Raw genomic sequence first — 22,031 nt, 5'->3', positions numbered from 1 at the left:
CCGTCACTCCCTGTTTAACTTACCTTTGGTGTATCGATACAGCATAAAGAATGCGCCTTAACGAAAAAATAGCGGTAATCAAGAAAAAGGCAGATTTTGGCTAAAGGGCGTATTAAGTACCGTTGTCTCCCTCTCGTTTGTAAAAGAGGGAAGAGTAAACGATTGAACTGAAATAAGTCTTATGGCGAGGAATTATTGATCAGTGCACTGACCGGGCTGTCGAAGTGTGATTTCATGGCCTGAGTCGCCGTTTCGACATCTCTGGCACACACCGCGTCGCAGATTTTCTGGTGTAGTGTGATGATGTGATTGCCATACTCTTTTTGATCGCTTTGGGCGTTTAACCCCTCCTGGATGGATTGCCGCAACTGCTGATGTAATGCCTGCAATAACATCATAAAAAGCGGATTTTTTGAGGCAACGGCGAGTAACTGATGGAAGCGGATATCATGGGTGATAAAGCTTTCAACATCATCAAACTGTTCGCGGATTTTTGCCATTTCAGCCCGTAGGTTAGCAAAATCTTCCTCTTCGCCATTACGGGCAGCCGCTTCCACAACGCCCAACTCCAGCCAGCGGCGTACTTGAAGAATTTGCTCTGTTGTCACTTGTTCGGTCGCCAGGGCAAATCCAAATACTACGCGCAGCACTTCATCATCAAATTTTTTGATTCGTGGCACTTTACCGCTGTGCGTTTCCAGAATCCCCAAGGCTGCAAGTGAACGATAGGCCTCACGCACAATACCCCGACTGACACCCAATTTCTGAATCAACTGAACTTCACTGGGAACTGGCATCCCCGGTGTCAATTTTTGTTCGGCGATCAGATTAAGAATATGATTTTTGACCTGTGACGATAACGTTACGCTGGTCAATAACGCACTCTCACTCATTTTTACTCCTGTTGTACTTTTTCCTGGTCGGTAAAATCCAGAATACCGGGACTGTATCCTTCATATTTTCCTCCAGAACCCTTGATTATCAATAGACTACTGCGCCTGTGCGCCCGCCATGCAGTGCGAATCAAAGACATATTGCGTCAAAGCGTGACGCAGAAATAGCAAATACACAATTTTTTCGTGACGCCCTTCGCAGTATTGTGCGCTTTTTCTTCTTACTCTGTAAACCTGTTAAACAGGCTTACAGGTGAATGTGATGTGGAAGAGTGATAACGAACTTTTTGCGTTGATGAAAACCCGGCTATTTACCGCCGTGGTTGGCGATATTCTCGACACGCTGGGCTATATGCACCAGTTTGTTTCTCCGGCAATCAAGCCGCTGGATGTGAATATGGTGGTGGCAGGCCGGGCAATGCCGGTGCTGGAGTCGGACGTTTACGAAACCAAATCGACGTCGGGTAAGACGGCGATTGGCGAAAAACCGTTTGGCATCATGTTTGAAGCGCTGGATGCCCTCAAAGAGAACGATGTTTACATCACTACGGGCAGCTCTCTGCGCTATGCGTTGTGGGGCGGGTTGATGTCTACCCGAGCCATGCATCTGAAAGCAGCAGGTGCGGTACTCGATGGTTACGCCCGTGACTCTGCTGAAATTCTTGAACTTAAATTTCCCACCTTTTGTCATGGCACTTACGCACAGGATCAAGGTCCGCGCGGCAAGGTCATCGATTTCGGCGTACCCATCGAATTTCACGGTGTGCGGGTGAATCCGGGCGATATCGTGTTTGGCGATCGTGACGGATTACTGATTATTCCCCAGGTCGTTGAGAAAGAAGTTATTACCCAGGCTCTGGAAAAAGTGGCAACTGAAAGTGAAGTGCGCAAAGCCATCAGTGATGGCATGAGCACGGTACAGGCCTTTAAAACCTTCGGCGTAATGTAAGGAGAGCAACGAATGAAGGCATTAACAATAGAGCAGGGAAGTCAGGCGCGATTTGTTGATATCCCCGAACCTGTCTGCGGGAAAGGAGAAGTGCTTATCAATGTTGAGCGTGTCGGGCTGTGTGGCTCTGACCTCAATACCTGGCGGGGGCTGAATCCGCTGGTTAATTATCCCTGTATTCCGGGGCATGAAATTGGCGGCACGGTGCTGGCAACTGGCGATATGGCGGGGGCGATTAAGCCTGGTGACCGGGTGGTCGTTCTGCCTTGCACTGAGTGTGGCGTGTGCAGCTCCTGTCTGAGCGGTCGTCCTAACGCCTGTAAGAACAACCAGACTCTCGGTGTACAGCGTCAGGGTGGGATGGCGCAACAACTGACGATGCCTGCACATAAGGTCATTGTTTGTAATGCCTTAAGTGTTGATGAGTTAGCGCTGGTAGAACCGCTGGCGGTGGGACTACATGCAGCCAGACGTGCGCAAATTAATGTCGGTGAATGGGTCGCAGTTATCGGTTGTGGGGTAATTGGCCTTGGCGCTATCGCCGCGGCATCCGCCATGGGCGCGCGCGTAATTGCTATCGATATTGATGATCGCAAGCAGAACATTGCCCAAGAGTGCGGTGCGCAACGTTTTCTTAATTCGCAGCAATGTGACGTGGCGGCAGAACTGGCGCTGTTAAATGACGGTCGCGGCCCGGAAGTGGTGATTGAAGCGGTGGGTAATCAACAAACCATTGAACAGGCTACAGGGTTGGTGGCGTTTAGCGGTCGTGTGGTTTATGTCGGTTACGCCAAACAACCAGTGAGTTATCAGAGTGCGCAGTTCCTGATGAAAGAACTGGATATCCGTGGTTCGCGCAATGCCACCGTGGCGGATTTTCGTGCCGTGCTGGCATTGATGGAGTCCGGGCGTTATCCGGTCAGCAATCTGGTGAGCGCTCACTATCCGCTGGAACAGGCTGATCACGCTTTTAGTGACTGGGCAAGTGATCCCGGCGCGTATACCAAAATCCTCATTGACCTTTAAGGAGTGACACCATGAATGCTTTTTCTTTACATAACAAAACCGCGCTGATTACAGGGGCGGCCAGTGGACTGGGGCTGGCAATGGCCAAATGCATGATAGTCAGCGGGGCGAAGGTCATTATTGCTGACCTGAACGGCGAGCTGGCACAAGCTACCGCCGGAACATTGGGGTCGCAGGCCAGTTGGATACAAATGGATGTCGGGGATACCGCAGCCGCGCAGGAAAAAGTTGATGCGCTTATTAGCGAACACGGGGCTATCGATATCCTGGTCAATAACGCAGGCAATCACTGCAAAAAACCGATTGAAGAGATGAGCGTCAGTGATTTTGAGTCAGTGCTCGACGTTCACGTGGTCGGTGCATTTGCGTTAACCAAAGCCCTTGTGCCGCATATGAAACAACGCGGTCAAGGTTGTGTGCTGTTTACCGCCTCTATGACCTCATTTCTTGGGCAGCCTCTGGTTACTGGCTACAGCGCTGCGAAGTCAGCCTATCTCGGCATGATTCGCGGTATGACCACGGAGCTTGCCGGACACGGGATTCGCGTCAATGGTATTGCGCCTGGCTGGATTGATACGCCGATGCTGCGTAAGGCCATTGAGGGTGATGACGAACGCCGTAACAAAATCCTTGGTCGTACACCGATGAAAAAATTCGGTAAGCCGGAAGATATCGGTTGGGCAGCGGTTTACCTGGCTTCAGACGCAGCGGCATTTGTCAGTGGTCAGGTGCTGGTGGTCGATGGCGGCGCATTGATCGGCTTCTGATGTACGGAGGAATTATGCGCAAACGTGCGTTAAAGCTTCATGCCAGAGATAACTGCGTGGTCGCGCTGAATGACATCGCCAGTGGCGATGTTGTCTGGTGGGATGGGGGGGAAATGGTGGCCTGTAGTTCCGTTACCCTGGGTCACAAACTGGCCTGCGAAGCGCTGAACAATGGTGATTCGATTCTGAAATACGGCGCCATTATCGGACATGCCACTCGCGATATTGCCATGGGTGAACATGTGCATTCCCATAATCTTGCCAGCAATGCCATCGCCATTTTTCACCATGATGATGCCGGCTATCAGCCAGAGGAAAAAGCATAATGGAAGGTTATGTACGGCAAAATGGCCGACCGGGTATTCGTAATACTGTGCAGGTAATCTTTATGGTGGAGTGTGCCAGCCATGTTGCTAAAAAGATTGCCGAGGGATTTCCTTGTCACGATGTGCAGTATTTTGGTTTTTCAGGTTGTTATCCCAGCGATTACGGCTATCGGCTGGTGAAAAATCTGGCGACTCATAGCAACGTAGGTGGTGTACTGATTATTTCGCTGGGGTGCGAGAATTTCGATCGCCGTCGGCTGGAGCAAGAAGTACGAGAAAGTGGGCGACCGTGCCATACGCTGGTCATTCAGGAAAATAAAGGCACGACCAACACCATTACGCTGGGTAAGCAGTTGGTCGCTGAAATGCTGGAACAGCTTGCAGATACACCGCGTTGTATCCTGAACTGGAGCGACCTGGTGGTTGGTACTATCTGCGGTGGTTCCGATGGCACCAGTGGTATCACGGGCAATCCGGCAGTAGGGCGTGCCTTTGACCAGTTGCTGGAGAAAGGGGCTACCTGCATTTTTGAAGAAAGCGGTGAGTTGCTTGGTTGTGAGCAACATATGATGTCGCGAGCGGGTAGTCCGCAGGCACGTGATGCCATCGAAGCGGCAATGACAAAAGCAGAGCGTTATTACAGTTTGATGGGGCTGGGGAGTTTTTCTAACGGTAATGCTCAAGGCGGCTTAACCACGCAGGAAGAAAAATCCCTTGGGGCTTATACCAAGTCGGGCGATGCGCTGATTGCTGGCGTTATTTTACCGACGCAACAAACGCCCTTTCCTGGGCTTTGGTTGATGGACGTGGTGCCTGATGGTGAGCCACGTTTTGGTTATCCGAATATTAATGACTCATCAGAAGCGCTGGAACTTATCGCCTCTGGCTGTCATATGGTGTTATTTACCACAGGTCGCGGTTCAGTTATTGGTTCAGTGATCGCACCCATTATTAAAGTGTGTAATAACCCGCAGACATGGGAGCATTTATCTGACGATATGGACGTTAATGCCGGTCGTGTAATTAGCGAAGGCGCAACGCTCGACGATATTGCAGACGATATTATGCAGGTGATTGAACATGTCGCCAACGGTCAATATTGTGCCGCAGAACGACTGGAACACCAGGAGTTTGTTTTAACGTATAAAGCATTTGATTACAGCAAAAGTGCAGTCTGTCGGGCAGATCCCCGTTAATCGATAAAGCTCTTACAGGTAATAATAATGAAAAAATTACTGACACCCTTTTTATTTCTTTTCGCTTTATTAAGTCCGATGCTGAATGCCGCACCGGTCACTATCAAAATCGCCTATGAAAGTAACCCCGGCGAGCCAGCGGATACAGTAGTGAAGCACTGGGCAGAACTTGTGAAGAAAAAAAGCAATGGAGATATTGTTTTCGAACTTTATCCAAGTTCACAATTAGGTTCTAAACAAGATATTACAGAGCAAGCGTTGATGGGGATGAATATTATCACCATTAGTGATGTTGGTTTTTTAACTGACTATGATGCAGACCTGGGAATATTATTTGGGCCTTATTTAACTGAAGATCCGCAGAAACTGTTTGCGATTTATGCCAGTGACTGGTTTAAACAAAAAGAACAGAAACTGCGGGAAAAAGGCGTGCATATTGTCATGAGCAACTATCTGTACGGCACCCGACAGATCATTGCTAAAAAACCAATTCGTACACCAGAAGACCTGAAAGGGATGAAGATCCGCGTGCCGAATAACGTCATGCAGATTAAAGCCATTGAAGCAATGGGCGCAACCCCAACGCCAATGCCGCTGGGCGACGTTTATCCGGCGCTGACTCAGGGGATGATCGATGGTGTGGAAAACCCGGTTTCTGTTCTCTATGGGCAAAAACTGCATGAGCAAGCGAAATATCTGTCAATGGTGAACTATCTGACCAATACATCATTATGGTTGGGTGGCGAAGCGTTTTTCAGTACCCTGACACCTGCGCAGTTAGATATTATTCACCAGACAGCGTATGAAGCTGGTTTATATAGCCAGAAAATTACCACTGAGCAGGATGCGGCAATGTTGAAAACCATGCAGGAGCAGGGCGTGGAAATCATCTATCCTGACGTCGCCCCTTTCAAAGAAAAAGCCTTAAAAGTCTATCAACAATTCCCGGAATGGACCCCGGGGTTATATGACACTATTCAGCAACAGCTGAAATAACTTCATGGCACAAGGACAGGTCGGTGTTTCGGCACCGACCGTTAAGAGCAGAGGTGTTTATGCGTCTTTTCGGGAAAGTGATTGAAGTTTCTGCGGTATTAACACTCTTTTTATTGGTAATAATGACCATTGCTGCGGTAATAATGCGTTACTGTTTTAATATGCCATTGCAGTGGACAGAGGAAGTTTCCGGTTTATTAATGGTTTGGGTAGTCATGTTTGGTGCGGTTGTTGCTGAACGAGATAATACCCATTTATCGATTCCATTTTTAGCCGATGCACTTACTTCACGCGGGCAACGTATATTAGCGTTTTTAGTCTCTCTGATGTCTATTATTTTGCTGGCGGTCATGGCCTGGTCAGCATGGAAATTAGCTGCCGGGACAGCCTTTAAAACCACGCAAATATTAAAAATATCCTGGTTTTGGATCGATATTGCCGTCACGGTTGGCGCTATCGGTGTCGCCTGTTTTACTGCCTTACATCTGATCAAGAAAACGCCACGCAAGGAAGGTGAATAATGACAGCATTGAGTGAATTACTGGCGGGAAGCTGGCTGGATAACTGGCTGATGATCATTCCGCTTATGTTCATCTGTTTATTTATCAATATGCCGGTATGGCTGGCGATGTTTTGCGGCATTCTGACCTACTTCCTTTGCTATTCAAACGTGCCGTTAATGGTGGCAATTCAGCGTTTGATTGCCACGACGCAAACTCCTTCGCTGTTAGCTATTCCGTTTTTTATCTTATTAGGTACGCTAATGAGCTATACCGGTATTGCCGCGCGTATTTTGCAAATTGCCAACGTGTTGGTTGGTAGAATGCGCGGTGGCCTGGGCGGGGCTAACATTCTGGTCAGTACCATGATGGGCGGCGTCAGTGCTTCTAACCTGGCGGATGCTGCGATGTTGTCGCGCATGATGGTGCCGGAAATGGAACAGAAAGGTTATTCCCGTGGTTTTGCCGCTGCGATAACTGCCAGCGGCTCGCTGATCACGCCTATTATCCCACCGGGTATTGCACTGATCCTTTACGGACTGGTGGCGGATGTCTCCATCGGTTCCATGTTTATGGCCGGGATCCTGCCCGGTCTGCTGTGTTCCGCTATGTTGATTGTCACCGTATGGCTGGTGGCTATTCGTCGCGGATTAAAACCTTCCAGCGAACACTGGCCAAAACCGAAAGAAGTGTCAGTGGCGCTGGTGCAGGCCTGGCCTGCACTGTTTTTAATCGTTGCGGTTATCGGCGGCATTCGGGCAAATATCTTCACGCCAACAGAAGCCGGAGCTGTAGCAGTATTATTGGTGATGTTTATTGGTTTTGTCATTTATCGCGAACTGAAAATCAGCCATGTATTTACTGCACTCTCTGAGACGGCGCGTTCCACGGCATCGGTCATGTTAATCATTATGGCGAGTGCGGCGCTGGGCTGGATATTTTCCCTTGAGCGGGCAGGTATCACGGTTGCGGAGTTTGTAACTTCTCTGACCGATAATAAATATGTCTTTTTATTGATTATCAATCTATTGCTGCTGGTGCTTGGCATGTTCCTTGAAGGTAGTGCCATCCTGCTGATATTAGTCCCATTACTTAAACCCGTGGTGGCTCATTTTGGCATTGATCCGGTGCATTTTGGCATCATTATGATCCTCAACTTATCGTTAGGAACGTTATCACCACCTGTCGGAACGGTGATGCTGCTGGTATGTAATACCGTACAGGTTTCAGTCGGACAATTTATGCGAGAAGCGGTGCCATTACTGATCAGTCTTATTTTACTTCTGTTGGTCATTACCTATATTCCGGCAATATCTTTACTGCTGGTTTGAACAATAAATGTAATACCCTTTGATTGAGTATGACCCCCGTGATTTTTTCGGGGGTATTTTACCCATAGGCTTTTACGCTATTTTATTTCTATGGTTAGCCAATGGTTTTTTAAATAATAGAATTGAATATAGATAGCAGTTACAACGTCTGCTAAGGGTGAACGTCACACGAATAAAGCTAAAGTTGATGATGAAATGCATCTGTCAGGCACAGTGGTTATGGGCAACCAGAGCGCAAAAGGAGATAACTTTAATCAGAAACTCCCGCACGAGGGTGGCAGGGTAGGGTTCACTATGCTGGTAAAAAAAGTTCTGACCAGAAGGCCAGAACTTCGATAAAAATATGGCTACGGTAAGACGCACAAAGCGCCATTCACCTGAATAGAATTAGTTGTAGTTAATTTTGAACAGCACCACGGTATCAAAGGGGCCGGGATCAATGGGTGTGCCGCTTATGGATGACAGCTCTGCCGTATAGGTTTTTTCATAGACCAGCATGTCGCTGGTAAAGTCGGCGTATTCAGAATATTTATTGAATGTATAAGGTGAAGAGTTTTCATCCAGCACACGCAGTCGTAGCCCATTACCCACGAGCAGCGCCTGATCGCCTTCCACCAGTGTTTCTTCGGTATAAAACGAAGAACTGACTTTGAAGCCATCAGTGCACTCAGTGTTTTGGGTTTTGGTCGTTTTGATAGAGAACGTTTTTGTCATATTGTGACGGCGAATATCCAGCACGTTAAATTTACCAAAATCGATGACCTGATTATCGGGGGTAATGGCGAAGTCGACACTGCAGTCAAGAACGCGAATATTTTCCAGCCCATAGATGTGATATTTCAGGTTTTTAGCCGAGGGATCTTCATTGACGCTGCCAGCGCCATCAAATTGTACGACAGTGTAATCGCTAAGGGTGCTTTGATAATCGTGTGGCGGCATTTCGCGTAGTTTGACGTACAGTCGCATACGCGCCATAAATGTTCGCGATTTACGGATATTTGCAGGATCACCAGAGCAAATTTTATTTTGCCATCCCATTGCGATTATTTGCTCTGGCGTATACATGTCAATTTTTTTACTGTCGATACATTGGTTAGTATCGATACGGCTTTTTCCGAGGCTGGCGTCATAATCAGCGCCGTTATAGGTTACACCGAGCTGATAGTAACGATCCTGCATGCCGGGGTAGGGGTTTACCCACGCGTATACATGCTCACTTTCGAAATTACCGTTGGTATTGTTATCACAATAGACGGGGATTTTAATATCATCGGATTCCCAGATTTTATCTCCCGGTTTGGCGTTAGCCGGGACGGCGAATGGCATAATCGTTTCTGATTTTTCCACTTGGCCGCCTGAGGCGCCAAAATAACAGTCCAGCGCCAACGCGTTTTTTAAGGGCAGAAATAACAAGCAGGCAATGAGTAACAGTCCTTTGTTTATACTCATTGTTTATCCTCCACCACGCGCTGCATTTTGCATTGCCCCTGGCAGTTGAGCGTCGTCATACGTAACGCGCCATAGTCATCCATATAGCCAAGATAAAACTGGTTGCCGTTATAGTTACCCGTACTGGCGATTGCCGAAGCAAAAGGCGCTATGAGCGTACTTTTAAAGCCGGGCAGAATGCCTTTTTTATCGCGGCCAAGATAGGCGATGGTCAGGTAATAAGGGGTCGGGTTTTTCAGGGTAAGCTGATTATTCTGCTGGCTGACCTGTAACTGTAATTCCACATGCTCGCCCGATTTTTTGCGTAATCCGGCGGGCCGCCAGAACAACTTTATACGGCTCTGGATAGCAACCTGAAGAATGGCATGACCGGTTGCTTTTTCCGGGGCTGGGGGGATCTCGCGCAGATTATAGTAAAACAGCGACTCACGATCGGTCGGTAATTGGCTAGTGGAAGATTGCTTGACAATACGCGCCTGCGATGTCGCTTTCGCTTCCAGACGTTGGATTGGCGGCAAGGCTACGAGGAAATCATCGCTTTTATCCCCTTTGTCATTTTCTATCCATGAGTATGCGAGATAGGGAAGTTTATCGCTGCGATTTTCTATCCGCAGGCTGGTCGCTTTATCATTGGCGTTAAACACGATACGAGTGCGATCGGGCTGTAAGGCGGCATTGCTGCATAAGCTCATGATCAGCAGAATAAGGGGCATTCCTTTAAAAATTGTCATTGTCTTTTCCTTAATTAATGACAGGGGAGAATCAGACGTTTACTCATATCTTCCAGGTGCTGAGGAAGCTGAATTAAACAACGCTGTTTATCACCCCAAAGTATTGTGAATCGCTGACTTTCACCCACACCACTTAACCAGGCGTGGCCATCTTCCCCCACCATTCCGACGCTGATTCCGCTTCCTTCTTGCCGGATATCGGCGCCGAGTGGCGGGAAATGACCGCTGGAGTTGCGGATGATGACGTTGACATCTTTTCCAGAACGTGAAGCCAGCGCTTTATAGCCGATCGCGCCTTCCGTCCAGGTTTCTTTGACCACGTTTTCGGATACCGTGACGCCGTCGGGCAAGTCGTTCATATTGACCACGACCGTCGAGGTTGGTAACTGGAGACAAACGGTACGACCGCAATGCCAAAACGGTTGGTGTAGTCGAGATTACCCTGAATCGGAATGTCGGCTACACCGTCTGTACTAACCATCAGACGAGGTTCGTTGGTGGAGCTACGGCGATGAAACGCCGCGCCAAAGCGTGTAGCAGTAAAGGAGCCACTCCAGCTGGTGCTGGCAGAGCTGTAATCATTAGCGGCGTACGTGCCAGACAGATCCCACTCGCCCGCAGAACTAAGATGCTGATAATTGCCGCTAACCTGTGCGCCATTGTCCGGTCGGTCAGATTGCAGCCCGGTCGATATTCCCCAACTGTTACGGTCATCCAGGGTATCGTTCCACGACATGCGGTGCGAGGTGCTATTTTTACTGTCCTGCATGTCATAACCAATGCGGCCACCGTTACCAATAGGCAATGAAATGGACAGGTAAATCTGGTTATCACGAGCTTTGTCTTCGTAATGTGTGGTGTTAAATGAGGTTGAGACGGAAATATCTTTCCAGTCACCGATATCAACGTTGAAGCCAGCGGTAATATTGGCGGTGGTGGAGGACTCCGCATTCCACCAGGTTTGACGCAACACGTTGACGTACAGGTTGAGATTCAGCGGTGTAATGGGTTGCCCGGCGGAAAGGCTGATTGTCTTTTTTTCATCCTGAGCATCAGCGTCATTGTATTTATGATCGATATAATTGGCGTAGCTATGGAAATGGCGATCGGAGAAACGATACGCCGCTATCGAAAGAAGACTGTCGGTGGCATCTATCCGTTTACTGTAGTTGAAGCGATAACTGTAACCTTTCTCGTCCGGTTGATTATCAAAACGACTTTTAGCCCAGGTGACGTCGAAGGAGAGCGCCCCCAGCCACAGCATATTTTGTCCGATACCCAGCGCGCCAGAATGATAATCGTCCCCGGCGAGAATCAACCCGCCATACAGTGAAGTATTGGAGAGCATCCCCCAGGAAACTTCATTACTTAAAAATGTTTCGTTTTCAGTATGATGAGACAAAGAAGGACGCGGACGACCCGCTGCAAGTTTATAACGTACCTGCCCCTGGCGGGTCAGAAAAGGCGTTGATGCTGCGGATACCTGGAAATTATTAACTCGACCATCTTCCTCCGTCACTTTGACATCCAGTGTGCCTTGAACTGACTGATTCAGGTCATCAATGATAAACGGGCCAGGCGGGACTTTTTTCTGATAAATGACGCGTCCGGTATGACTTATAGTGACGGTGGCGTTAGTTTGCGCCACGCCGCTAATTTGCGGTGCGTATCCGCGTAATTCCCAGGGAAGCATTCGGTCATCGCTGGTCAGGGCTGCACCGGTATACGAAAAACCGTCAAAAATATTGGAGCTGAGATCGGTTTCGCCAAGGGTTAATCTGGAGCTTATTTGTGGTAGCGGGCGAAACAGATAGGTTCGGGAAATAGCCCCGGATCGATCGTGCACATCACCATTGTCGGATTGGTTGAGCTGGTAATCGCTACGCAACCGCCATGCTCCGGCGTTAATACCCGTTGTACCGTAAGCATTCAGATTGGTATTACTGCTCCCTTCCTGCGGGCGATAAGTGCTGGCAAACAGGTTGTAGTCCAGCAAGATACCCGAAACTCCGGCATCCCATGTTTCAGGCGGCGCCCAGTTGTCGGAATGCCATGCCAGCCAGGCTTGTGGAATCGTGATGTTAAGTTGTTGGTTGGTCTGATCAAACGTAAAGTTGATTTCCGGCAGGCTGCTAAAATCAAAACACTGATTAACCTGCGGCAATGTCTGGCGGATTTTTTCTTTAAGGCCAAATTTACTCAACAGGGAATCATTGATACAAGGAATTGTTTTGTCGTTGGCTTTTTGCCAGCGAATAGTTTGCCCGCTGCTGATTTGAATATTATTAACAACGACGCTAACAAAATAATCACCGGGAACGATAGCGCCTTTTTCATTGAGCAGAGAAATATCAACGCTATCGCGCATCGATTTATCAAGGACGTTAAGGTTAAACTCCACTGCCAATGCAGAGGGGATAGCCATTGTCAGGCAGGATAAAACAGAAAGTCGGTAAATATTCACGGCATCCATACCTGATAAATATTTGAAGAAAGGCGGCTAACTTGCCGCCGTAATACGTATAACTACACACGCTGTCATATGTACAGATTAATCAATGACGACGCGGTGATTATTTATAATCCAGCACATAGGTCGCGTTGGCAGTGACTTCACCCGCCGTCACGGGAATACCGTTATCAATCTGCTCCATCCAGGCGAAGAAGTTCAGAGTTTGTTCTGTGGCTGTTGGTTCCAGCCCAATATCTGGACTTTCTGAACCCAGAGTGATGTTGGACTGGTCTTTGTTCATTAAGCGCACGCCAACACCTGTGGCCTCACCAGCACTGGTGTTACTGAGCATCGGGGAGGCTCCCATTGTTTTCGCTGAACTGTCAAAGGTTACCGAGACTTTTGATACTGCGGTACCTGAACCGTTATCGGAACTTGGCAGGTCACAGTTAACTAAATGAATATCGACAGGCGTTAATGCACTGTGATGATCCTGGTTGATGCGGTTCTTGGTCACCTCACCAAGATTTACTTGTTTATCAATGTCTTCTTGCTTAATTTCACAAGGTGCTTCAATAACTTCACCTTTAAAGTGAATTTCACCAGAGCCTTCGTTTGCAGCATAAACAGGGGCTGAAATTAACAGAGATACGGCCAGCGCCGCCAGTGTTTTTTGTCCTTTAAACATAACGGAGTCCTTAGAGGAAATAGAAAAAGTATAGCGATACCAGAATAACTTACTTGAATATCAAATGTTTTTAGTTTTATTTAAAAACATTGTTAACTGTATTAAATACAAGGCTAATTAATTGATGTGGTGAATTAATTGTTTAATGAAAAGGATGCGGGTTTATTAGAGATTTCCCTCATTTTCATGAAGTTAAAAATGTTGCTGTCTGGAAGGGGTAATAAAAAATCATTAAATTGCTCATAAAATGAGTAGTGTTATTTTTTTTACAATATCTATGTTGGTCCGATAATGGATTTTATCTTTACAATTTTTTGTGTTTAGGCAAATAAAAATAACCCGCCATAGAAAAGACGGGTTAGAAGGATTTACTGTCAGGCAATCAATGGTTAACGCTTGATGTCGCTTTTAAAGTCGCGTTTTTCGTAACCAGTGTAAAGCTGACGCGGACGGGCAATTTTCATTCCTTCGCTGTGCATTTCGCTCCAGTGAGCAATCCAGCCAACGGTACGTGCCATCGCAAAGATGACCGTGAACATGGAAGACGGAATACCCATCGCTTTCAGGATGATACCCGAGTAGAAATCGACGTTCGGGTACAGTTTCTTCTCGATAAAGTACGGGTCGTTCAGAGCGATGTTTTCCAGCTCCATGGCCACTTCCAGCAGGTCATCTTTGGTGCCCAGCTCTTTCAGCACTTCATGGCAGGTTTCACGCATTACGGTGGCGCGCGGGTCGTAGTTTTTGTACACACGGTGACCGAAGCCCATCAGACGGAAAGAGTCATTCTTATCTTTCGCACGACGAACAAATTCCGGAATGTGTTTAACCGAGCTGATTTCTTCCAGCATTTTCAGTGCAGCTTCGTTGGCGCCGCCGTGTGCTGGTCCCCACAGAGAGGCAATACCTGCCGCGATACAAGCAAACGGGTTCGCGCCCGAAGAACCTGCGGTACGTACGGTAGAAGTAGAGGCGTTCTGTTCGTGGTCAGCGTGCAGGATCAGAATGCGGTCCATCGCGCGTTCCAGAATCGGATTGACTTCATACGGTTCGCACGGTGTGGAGAACATCATGTGCAGGAAGTTACCGGCGTAGGAGAGGTCATTACGCGGGTAAACAAATGGCTGCCCGATGGAGTATTTGTAGCACATTGCTGCCATTGTCGGCATTTTCGACAACAGGCGGAACGCGGCGATTTCACGATGGCGCGGGTTATTGACGTCCAGAGAGTCATGATAAAACGCCGCCAGCGCACCGGTAATACCGCACATGACCGCCATCGGATGCGAGTCGCGACGGAAAGCGTGGAACAGACGGGTAATCTGCTCGTGGATCATGGTATGACGGGTCACCGTCGTTTTGAACTCGTCATACTGTTCCTGGGTTGGTTTTTCACCATTCAACAGGATGTAGCAAACTTCCAGGTAATTAGAATCGGTTGCCAGCTGATCGATCGGGAAGCCACGATGCAGCAAAATACCTTCATCACCATCAATAAAAGTAATTTTAGATTCGCAGGATGCTGTTGAAGTGAAACCAGGGTCAAAGGTGAATACGCCTTTTGAACCAAGCGTACGGATATCGATAACATCTTGACCTAGCGTGCCTTTCAGCACATCCAGTTCAACAGCTGTGTTCCCATTGAGGGTGAGTTTTGCTTTTGTATCAGCCATTTAAGGTCTCCTTAGCGCCTTATTGCATAAGACTGCCGGAACTTAAATTTGCCTTCGCACATCAACCTGGCTTTACCCGTTTGTTATTTGGCTCGCCGCTCTGTGGGAGAGAGGAAACCTGGGTACAGAGCTCTGGGCGCTTGCAGGTAAAGAATTCATTGATGACGAATAAACGGCGAATCAAGCACTTAGCAATCCGAATTATTAAACCTGTCTATCACTAATAACTGTCTCGAATGGATTGGTCAATACTTCCACACTGTTACATAAGTTAATCTTCGGTGAAATAGTGACCCCATAACTTTTACGCATTATATGCTTTTCCTGGTAATGTTTGTAACAACTTTGTTGAATGATTGTCAAATACGATGGTTAAAAATTAAATAAATGTTGTTATCGTGACCCAGATCACTGTTCCGGATAAAACCAGACAAAGTATATGTAGGTTAATTGTAATGATTTTGTGAACAGCCTATACTGCCGCCAGGTCTCCGGAACACCCTGCAATCCCGAGCCACCCAGCGTTGTAACGTGTCGTTTTCGCATCTGGAAGCAGTGTTTTGCATGACGCGCAGTTATAGAAAGGACGCTGTCTGACCCGCAAGCAGACCGGAGGAAGGAAATCCCGACGTCTCCAGGTAACAGAAAGTTATCCTCTGTACCCGTAGTCCCCAGGGAATAATAAGAACAGCATGTGGGCGTTATTCATGATAAGAAATGTGAAAAAACAAAGACCTGTTAATCTGGACCTACAGACCATCCGGTTCCCCATCACGGCGATAGCGTCCATTCTTCATCGCGTTTCCGGTGTGATTACGTTTGTTGCAGTGGGCATCCTGCTGTGGCTTCTGGGTACCAGCCTCTCTTCCCCTGAAGGTTTCGAGCAAGCTTCCGCCATTATGGGCAGCTTCTTCGTGAAATTTATCATGTGGGGCATCCTTACCGCTCTGGCTTATCACGTCGTCGTAGGTATTCGCCACATGATGATGGATTTTGGCTATCTGGAAGAAACATTCGAAGCGGGTAAACGCTCTGCCAAAGTCTCTTTTGTCATTACTGTCGTGCTTTCAATTCTTGCAGGAGTCCTCGTATGGTAAGCAACGCCTCCGCATTAGGACGCAATGGCGTACATGATTTCATCCTCGTTCGCGCTACTGCTCTCGTCCTGACGCTTTACATCATTTATATGGTCGGTTTTTTTGCTATCAGTGGCGAACTGACATATGACGTCTGGAGTGGTTTCTTTGCCTCTGCATTCACTAAAGTCTTCACTCTGCTGGCACTGTTTTCCATTTTGATCCATGCCTGGATCGGCATGTGGCAGGTGTTGACCGACTACGTTAAACCATTGGCCGTGCGCCTGATTCTGCAACTGGTGATTGTCGTTGCACTGGTGGTTTACGTGATTTATGGATTCGTTGTGGTGTGGGGTGTGTGATGAAATTGCCAGTCAGAGAATTTGATGCAGTTGTGATTGGTGCCGGAGGCGCAGGTATGCGCGCGGCGCTACAGATTTCCCAGAGCGGCCAGACTTGTGCGCTGCTCTCTAAAGTTTTCCCGACCCGTTCCCATACCGTTTCTGCACAGGGCGGCATTACCGTTGCGCTGGGTAATACCCATGAAGATAACTGGGAATGGCATATGTACGACACCGTTAAAGGGTCGGACTATATCGGTGACCAGGACGCGATTGAATATATGTGTAAAACCGGGCCAGAAGCGATTCTGGAACTCGAACACATGGGCCTGCCGTTCTCGCGTCTTGATGATGGTCGTATCTATCAACGTCCGTTTGGCGGTCAGTCGAAAAACTTCGGCGGCGAGCAGGCGGCACGTACTGCGGCGGCTGCCGACCGTACTGGTCACGCACTGCTGCACACGCTTTATCAGCAGAACCTGAAAAACCACACCACTATTTTCTCCGAATGGTACGCGCTGGATCTGGTGAAAAACGCCGATGGCGCGGTGGTCGGTTGTACCGCACTGTGCATCGAAACCGGTGAAGTGGTTTATTTCAAAGCCCGCGCGACTGTGCTGGCGACTGGCGGGGCTGGGCGTATTTATCAGTCCACCACCAACGCCCATATTAACACTGGCGACGGTGTCGGCATGGCTATCCGTGCAGGCGTACCGGTGCAGGATATGGAAATGTGGCAGTTCCACCCGACCGGTATTGCCGGTGCGGGCGTACTGGTCACAGAAGGTTGCCGTGGTGAAGGCGGTTATCTGCTGAACAAACATGGCGAACGCTTTATGGAGCGTTATGCGCCGAACGCCAAAGACCTGGCGGGCCGTGACGTGGTGGCGCGTTCCATCATGATCGAAATCCGTGAAGGTCGCGGTTGTGATGGTCCGTGGGGGCCACACGCAAAACTGAAACTCGACCACCTGGGTAAAGAAGTTCTTGAATCCCGTCTGCCGGGCATCCTTGAACTCTCCCGCACCTTCGCTCACGTTGATCCGGTGAAAGAGCCGATTCCGGTAATCCCAACCTGTCACTACATGATGGGCGGTATTCCGACCAAAGTGACCGGTCAGGCGCTGACCGTGAACGAGAAAGGCGAAGATGTGGTGATCCCTGGGCTGTTCGCGGTAGGTGAAATTGCCTGCGTATCCGTACACGGCGCAAACCGTCTGGGCGGCAACTCGCTGCTGGACCTGGTGGTATTTGGTCGTGCGGCTGGCCTGCATCTGCAAGAGTCTATTGCCGAGCAGGGCGCACTGCGCGATGCCAGCGAGTCTGATGTTGAAGCTTCTCTCGATCGTCTGAACCGCTGGAACAACAACCGTAACGGTGAAGATCCGGTGGCGATTCGTAAAGCACTGCAAGAATGTATGCAGCATAACTTCTCGGTCTTCCGTGAAGGTGATGCGATGGCGAAAGGGCTTGAGCAGTTGAAAGTGATCCGCGAGCGTCTGAAAAATGCCCGTCTGGATGACACTTCAAGTGAGTTCAACACCCAGCGCGTTGAGTGCCTGGAATTGGATAACCTGATGGAAACGGCGTATGCAACGGCTGTTTCTGCCAACTTCCGTACCGAAAGCCGTGGCGCGCATAGCCGCTTCGACTTCCCGGATCGCGATGATGAAAACTGGCTGTGCCACTCCCTGTATCTGCCAGAGTCGGAATCCATGACGCGCCGAAGCGTCAACATGGAACCGAAACTGCGCCCGGCATTCCCGCCGAAGATTCGTACTTACTAATGCGGAGACAGGAAAATGAGACTCGAGTTTTCAATTTATCGCTATAACCCGGATGTTGATGATGCTCCGCGTATGCAGGATTACACCCTGGAAGCGGATGAAGGTCGCGACATGATGCTGCTGGATGCGCTTATCCAGTTGAAAGAGAAAGATCCCAGCCTGTCGTTCCGTCGCTCCTGTCGTGAAGGGGTATGTGGTTCCGACGGTCTGAACATGAACGGTAAGAATGGTCTGGCCTGTATTACCCCAATTTCGGCACTCAACCAGCCGGGTAAGAAAATTGTAATTCGCCCGTTACCTGGTTTACCGGTTGTCCGCGATTTGGTGGTAGACATGGGACAATTCTATGCGCAATATGAGAAAATCAAACCTTACCTGTTGAATAATGGGCAAAATCCGCCAGCTCGTGAGCATTTACAGATGCCAGAGCAGCGCGAAAAACTCGACGGGCTGTATGAATGTATTCTCTGCGCATGTTGTTCAACCTCTTGTCCGTCTTTCTGGTGGAATCCCGATAAGTTTATCGGCCCGGCAGGCTTGTTAGCGGCATATCGTTTCCTGATCGATAGCCGTGATACCGAGACTGACGAACGCCTCGACGGTTTGAGTGATGCATTCAGTGTATTCCGCTGTCACAGCATCATGAACTGCGTCAGTGTATGTCCGAAAGGGCTGAACCCGACGCGCGCCATCGGCCATATCAAGTCGATGTTATTGCAGCGTAATGCATAAACCGTAGGCCTGATAAGACGCGTAAGCGTCGCATCAGGCAACCAGAGCCGGATGCGGCGTGAACGCCTTATCCGGCCTACAAGTCATTACCCGTAGGCCTGATAAGCGCAGCGCATCAGGCGTAACAAAGAAATGCAGGAAATCTTTAAAAACTGCCCCTGACACTAAGACAGTTTTTAAAGGTTCCTTAGCGGACGCAGAAAACACGACAAGTCCGCAACAAGTGAACCCCGGCACGCACATCTGATATGAAATGTGCGTGGTAGTATCCACGGCGAAGTAAGCATAAAAAAGATGCTTAAGGGATCACGATGCAGAACAGCGCTTTGAAAGCCTGGTTGGACTCTTCTTACCTCTCTGGCGCAAACCAGAGTTGGATAGAACAGCTCTATGAAGACTTCTTAACCGATCCTGACTCGGTTGACGCTAACTGGCGTTCGACGTTCCAGCAGTTACCTGGTACGGGAGTCAAACCGGATCAATTCCACTCTCAAACGCGTGAATATTTCCGCCGCCTGGCGAAAGACGCTTCACGTTACTCTTCAACGATCTCCGACCCTGACACCAATGTGAAGCAGGTTAAAGTCCTGCAGCTCATTAACGCATACCGCTTCCGTGGTCACCAGCATGCGAATCTCGATCCGCTGGGACTGTGGCAGCAAGATAAAGTGGCCGATCTGGATCCGTCTTTCCACGATCTGACCGAAGCAGACTTCCAGGAGACCTTCAACGTCGGTTCATTTGCCAGCGGCAAAGAAACCATGAAACTCGGCGAGTTGCTGGAAGCTCTCAAGCAAACCTACTGCGGCCCGATTGGCGCCGAGTATATGCACATTACCAGCACCGAAGAAAAACGCTGGATCCAACAGCGTATCGAGTCTGGTCGCGCGACTTTCAATAGCGAAGAGAAAAAACGCTTCTTAAGCGAACTGACCGCCGCTGAAGGCCTTGAACGTTACCTCGGCGCAAAATTCCCTGGCGCAAAACGCTTCTCGCTGGAAGGCGGTGACGCGTTAATCCCGATGCTTAAAGAGATGATCCGCCACGCTGGCAACAGCGGCACCCGCGAAGTGGTTCTCGGGATGGCGCACCGTGGTCGTCTGAACGTGTTGGTGAACGTGCTGGGTAAAAAACCGCAAGACTTGTTCGACGAGTTTGCCGGTAAACATAAAGAACACCTCGGCACGGGTGACGTGAAATACCACATGGGCTTCTCGTCTGACTTCCAGACCGATGGCGGCCTGGTGCACCTGGCGCTGGCGTTTAACCCGTCTCACCTTGAGATTGTAAGCCCGGTAGTTATCGGTTCTGTTCGCGCTCGTCTGGACAGACTTGATGAGCCGAGCAGCAACAAAGTGCTGCCAATCACCATCCACGGTGACGCCGCAGTGACCGGACAGGGCGTGGTTCAGGAAACCCTGAACATGTCGAAAGCGCGTGGTTATGAAGTTGGCGGTACAGTACGTATCGTTATCAACAACCAGGTTGGCTTCACCACCTCTAACCCGCTGGATGCCCGTTCAACGCCGTACTGTACTGATATCGGTAAGATGGTTCAGGCACCGATTTTCCACGTTAACGCGGACGATCCGGAAGCCGTTGCCTTTGTGACCCGTCTGGCGCTCGATTTCCGTAACACCTTTAAACGTGATGTTTTCATCGACCTGGTGTGCTACCGCCGTCACGGCCATAACGAAGCCGACGAGCCGAGCGCAACCCAGCCGCTGATGTATCAGAAAATCAAAAAACATCCAACGCCGCGCAAAATCTACGCTGACAAGCTGGAGCAGGAAAAAGTGGCGACGCTGGAAGATGCCACCGAGATGGTTAACCTGTACCGCGATGCGCTGGATGCTGGCGATTGCGTAGTGGCAGAGTGGCGTCCGATGAACATGCACTCTTTCACCTGGTCGCCGTACCTCAACCACGAATGGGACGAAGAGTACCCGAACAAAGTTGAGATGAAGCGCCTGCAAGAACTGGCTAAACGCATCAGTACGGTGCCGGAAGCGGTTGAAATGCAGTCTCGCGTTGCCAAGATTTATGGCGATCGCCAGGCGATGGCTGCCGGTGAGAAACTGTTCGATTGGGGCGGCGCGGAAAACCTCGCTTACGCCACGCTGGTTGACGAAGGCATTCCGGTTCGCCTGTCGGGTGAAGACTCCGGTCGCGGTACCTTCTTCCACCGCCACGCGGTGATCCACAACCAGTCTAACGGTTCCACTTACACACCGCTGCAACATATCCATAACGGCCAGGGCGCGTTCCGTGTCTGGGACTCCGTACTGTCTGAAGAAGCCGTGCTGGCGTTTGAATACGGTTATGCCACCGCAGAACCACGCACTCTGACTATCTGGGAAGCACAGTTCGGTGACTTCGCCAACGGTGCGCAGGTGGTTATCGACCAGTTCATCTCCTCTGGCGAACAGAAATGGGGCCGGATGTGTGGTCTGGTGATGTTGCTGCCGCACGGTTACGAAGGGCAGGGGCCGGAGCACTCCTCCGCGCGTCTGGAACGTTATCTGCAACTTTGTGCTGAGCAAAACATGCAGGTTTGCGTACCGTCTACCCCGGCACAGGTTTACCACATGCTGCGTCGTCAGGCGCTGCGCGGGATGCGTCGTCCGCTGGTCGTGATGTCGCCGAAATCCCTGCTGCGTCATCCGCTGGCGGTTTCCAGCCTCGAAGAACTGGCGAACGGCACCTTCCTGCCAGCCATCGGTGAAATCGACGAGCTTGATCCGAAGGGCGTGAAGCGCGTAGTGATGTGTTCTGGTAAGGTTTATTACGACCTGCTGGAACAACGTCGTAAAAACAATCAACACGATGTCGCCATTGTGCGTATCGAGCAACTCTACCCGTTCCCGCATAAAGCGATGCAGGAAGTGTTGCAGCAGTTTGCTCACGTCAAGGATTTTGTCTGGTGCCAGGAAGAGCCGCTCAACCAGGGCGCATGGTACTGCAGCCAGCATCATTTCCGTGAAGTGATTCCGTTTGGGGCTTCTCTGCGTTATGCAGGCCGCCCGGCCTCCGCCTCTCCGGCGGTAGGGTATATGTCCGTTCACCAGAAACAGCAACAAGATCTGGTTAATGACGCGCTGAACGTCGAATAAATAAA

At 49.5% G+C, this 22,031-nt stretch carries 19 protein-coding genes and 1 pseudogene; 13 read left to right on the top strand and 7 right to left on the bottom strand.

The features are described from left to right. Positions 1-179 precede the first annotated feature (179 nt). Positions 180-893, bottom strand: a complete 714-nt coding sequence (locus tag AACU94_RS13165; RefSeq protein ID WP_130209844.1) for a FadR/GntR family transcriptional regulator — start codon at positions 891-893, stop codon at positions 180-182. A 262-nt stretch (positions 894-1,155) separates the two neighbouring features. On the opposite strand from AACU94_RS13165, the gene AACU94_RS13160 reads away from it, so the two are divergent. The 8 genes from AACU94_RS13160 to AACU94_RS13125 all read left to right on the top strand — a co-directional run bounded on the left by AACU94_RS13160 (position 1,156) and on the right by AACU94_RS13125 (position 7,984). Then, positions 1,156-1,842 (top strand): RraA family protein, encoded by a 687-nt coding sequence (locus AACU94_RS13160; RefSeq protein WP_135489568.1) that lies wholly within the window; start codon positions 1,156-1,158, stop codon positions 1,840-1,842. A gap of 12 nt (positions 1,843-1,854) precedes the next feature. Further along, positions 1,855-2,868 (top strand): zinc-binding alcohol dehydrogenase family protein, encoded by a 1,014-nt coding sequence (locus AACU94_RS13155; RefSeq protein ID WP_000646084.1) that lies wholly within the window; start codon positions 1,855-1,857, stop codon positions 2,866-2,868. Between the two features lie 11 nt (positions 2,869-2,879). Next, entirely contained in the window at positions 2,880-3,635 is a 756-nt protein-coding gene (locus tag AACU94_RS13150; RefSeq protein WP_135489567.1) for an SDR family NAD(P)-dependent oxidoreductase, read from the top strand. Between the two features lie 14 nt (positions 3,636-3,649). Beyond that, positions 3,650-3,961, top strand: a complete 312-nt coding sequence (locus tag AACU94_RS13145; RefSeq protein ID WP_130215002.1) for a UxaA family hydrolase — start codon at positions 3,650-3,652, stop codon at positions 3,959-3,961. Continuing rightward, positions 3,961-5,157 carry a UxaA family hydrolase gene (locus tag AACU94_RS13140; RefSeq protein ID WP_135489566.1) on the top strand — a complete coding sequence of 399 codons (1,197 nt, stop codon included), beginning with the start codon at positions 3,961-3,963 and terminating at the stop codon, positions 5,155-5,157. The genes AACU94_RS13145 and AACU94_RS13140 overlap by 1 nt, the downstream gene beginning before the upstream one ends. 78 nt (positions 5,158-5,235) lie before the next feature. Then, on the top strand, positions 5,236-6,153 hold the full coding sequence (locus tag AACU94_RS13135) for a C4-dicarboxylate TRAP transporter substrate-binding protein (protein WP_445298351.1): 918 nt from the start codon (positions 5,236-5,238) through the stop codon (positions 6,151-6,153). Between the two features lie 59 nt (positions 6,154-6,212). Then, complete coding sequence (locus AACU94_RS13130) at positions 6,213-6,674, top strand: TRAP transporter small permease (RefSeq protein ID WP_135489583.1); 462 nt, start codon at positions 6,213-6,215, stop codon at positions 6,672-6,674. After that, entirely contained in the window at positions 6,674-7,984 is a 1,311-nt protein-coding gene (locus AACU94_RS13125; protein WP_135489565.1) for a TRAP transporter large permease, read from the top strand. Before AACU94_RS13130 ends, AACU94_RS13125 begins: the two co-directional genes overlap by 1 nt. Positions 7,985-8,371: 387 nt before the next feature. On the opposite strand, the gene AACU94_RS13120 is transcribed toward AACU94_RS13125, so the two are convergent. The 6 genes and pseudogenes from AACU94_RS13120 to AACU94_RS13095 all read right to left on the bottom strand — a co-directional run bounded on the left by AACU94_RS13120 (position 8,372) and on the right by AACU94_RS13095 (position 15,289). Then, positions 8,372-9,433, bottom strand: a complete 1,062-nt coding sequence (locus AACU94_RS13120) for a fimbrial protein (protein WP_135489564.1) — start codon at positions 9,431-9,433, stop codon at positions 8,372-8,374. Then, on the bottom strand, positions 9,430-10,164 hold the full coding sequence (locus AACU94_RS13115; protein ID WP_135489563.1) for a fimbrial biogenesis chaperone: 735 nt from the start codon (positions 10,162-10,164) through the stop codon (positions 9,430-9,432). The genes AACU94_RS13120 and AACU94_RS13115 overlap by 4 nt, the downstream gene beginning before the upstream one ends. A gap of 14 nt (positions 10,165-10,178) precedes the next feature. After that, positions 10,179-12,637: pseudogene (locus AACU94_RS13110) on the bottom strand (fimbria/pilus outer membrane usher protein). Positions 12,638-12,737: 100 nt separating this feature from the next. Beyond that, positions 12,738-13,304 carry a fimbrial protein gene (locus AACU94_RS13105; RefSeq protein WP_130214986.1) on the bottom strand — a complete coding sequence of 189 codons (567 nt, stop codon included), beginning with the start codon at positions 13,302-13,304 and terminating at the stop codon, positions 12,738-12,740. Positions 13,305-13,693: 389 nt separating this feature from the next. Then, positions 13,694-14,977 (bottom strand): citrate synthase, encoded by a 1,284-nt coding sequence (gene gltA / locus AACU94_RS13100; protein ID WP_130214984.1) that lies wholly within the window; start codon positions 14,975-14,977, stop codon positions 13,694-13,696. 204 nt (positions 14,978-15,181) lie between these two features. Continuing rightward, the gene (locus AACU94_RS13095) at positions 15,182-15,289 is read right to left on the bottom strand and encodes a hypothetical protein (protein WP_130209864.1); all 108 of its coding nucleotides are present in this window, start codon (positions 15,287-15,289) and stop codon (positions 15,182-15,184) included. Positions 15,290-15,669: 380 nt separating this feature from the next. Between AACU94_RS13095 and sdhC the strand changes: the two genes are divergently transcribed. The 5 genes from sdhC (at position 15,670) to sucA (ending at position 22,026) form a co-directional block, all read left to right on the top strand. Beyond that, complete coding sequence (gene sdhC, locus AACU94_RS13090; protein ID WP_165382759.1) at positions 15,670-16,074, top strand: succinate dehydrogenase cytochrome b556 subunit; 405 nt, start codon at positions 15,670-15,672, stop codon at positions 16,072-16,074. Continuing rightward, a complete protein-coding gene (sdhD, locus tag AACU94_RS13085; RefSeq protein ID WP_130222245.1) occupies positions 16,068-16,415 on the top strand; it encodes a succinate dehydrogenase membrane anchor subunit in 348 nt (115 codons plus the stop codon). Before sdhC ends, sdhD begins: the two co-directional genes overlap by 7 nt. After that, positions 16,415-18,181: a succinate dehydrogenase flavoprotein subunit gene (gene sdhA / locus AACU94_RS13080; protein ID WP_130222244.1), complete on the top strand. Its 1,767-nt coding sequence runs from the start codon at positions 16,415-16,417 to the stop codon at positions 18,179-18,181. The genes sdhD and sdhA overlap by 1 nt, the downstream gene beginning before the upstream one ends. A 15-nt stretch (positions 18,182-18,196) precedes the next feature. Further along, positions 18,197-18,913, top strand: coding sequence for a succinate dehydrogenase iron-sulfur subunit SdhB (gene sdhB, locus AACU94_RS13075; protein WP_064528883.1), 717 nt, complete (start codon positions 18,197-18,199; stop codon positions 18,911-18,913). Between the two features lie 311 nt (positions 18,914-19,224). Further along, complete coding sequence (gene sucA, locus AACU94_RS13070; RefSeq protein ID WP_001181473.1) at positions 19,225-22,026, top strand: 2-oxoglutarate dehydrogenase E1 component; 2,802 nt, start codon at positions 19,225-19,227, stop codon at positions 22,024-22,026. The last annotated feature ends 5 nt before the right edge of the window (positions 22,027-22,031 follow it).

The sequence above is a fragment of the Escherichia sp. E4702 genome (assembly GCF_963883545.1).
In the GTDB taxonomy this organism is placed as follows: Bacteria; Pseudomonadota; Gammaproteobacteria; order Enterobacterales; family Enterobacteriaceae; genus Escherichia.
Note: the sequence above shows the minus strand (reverse complement) of the source record. Positions and strands in the feature narration are given on the sequence as shown.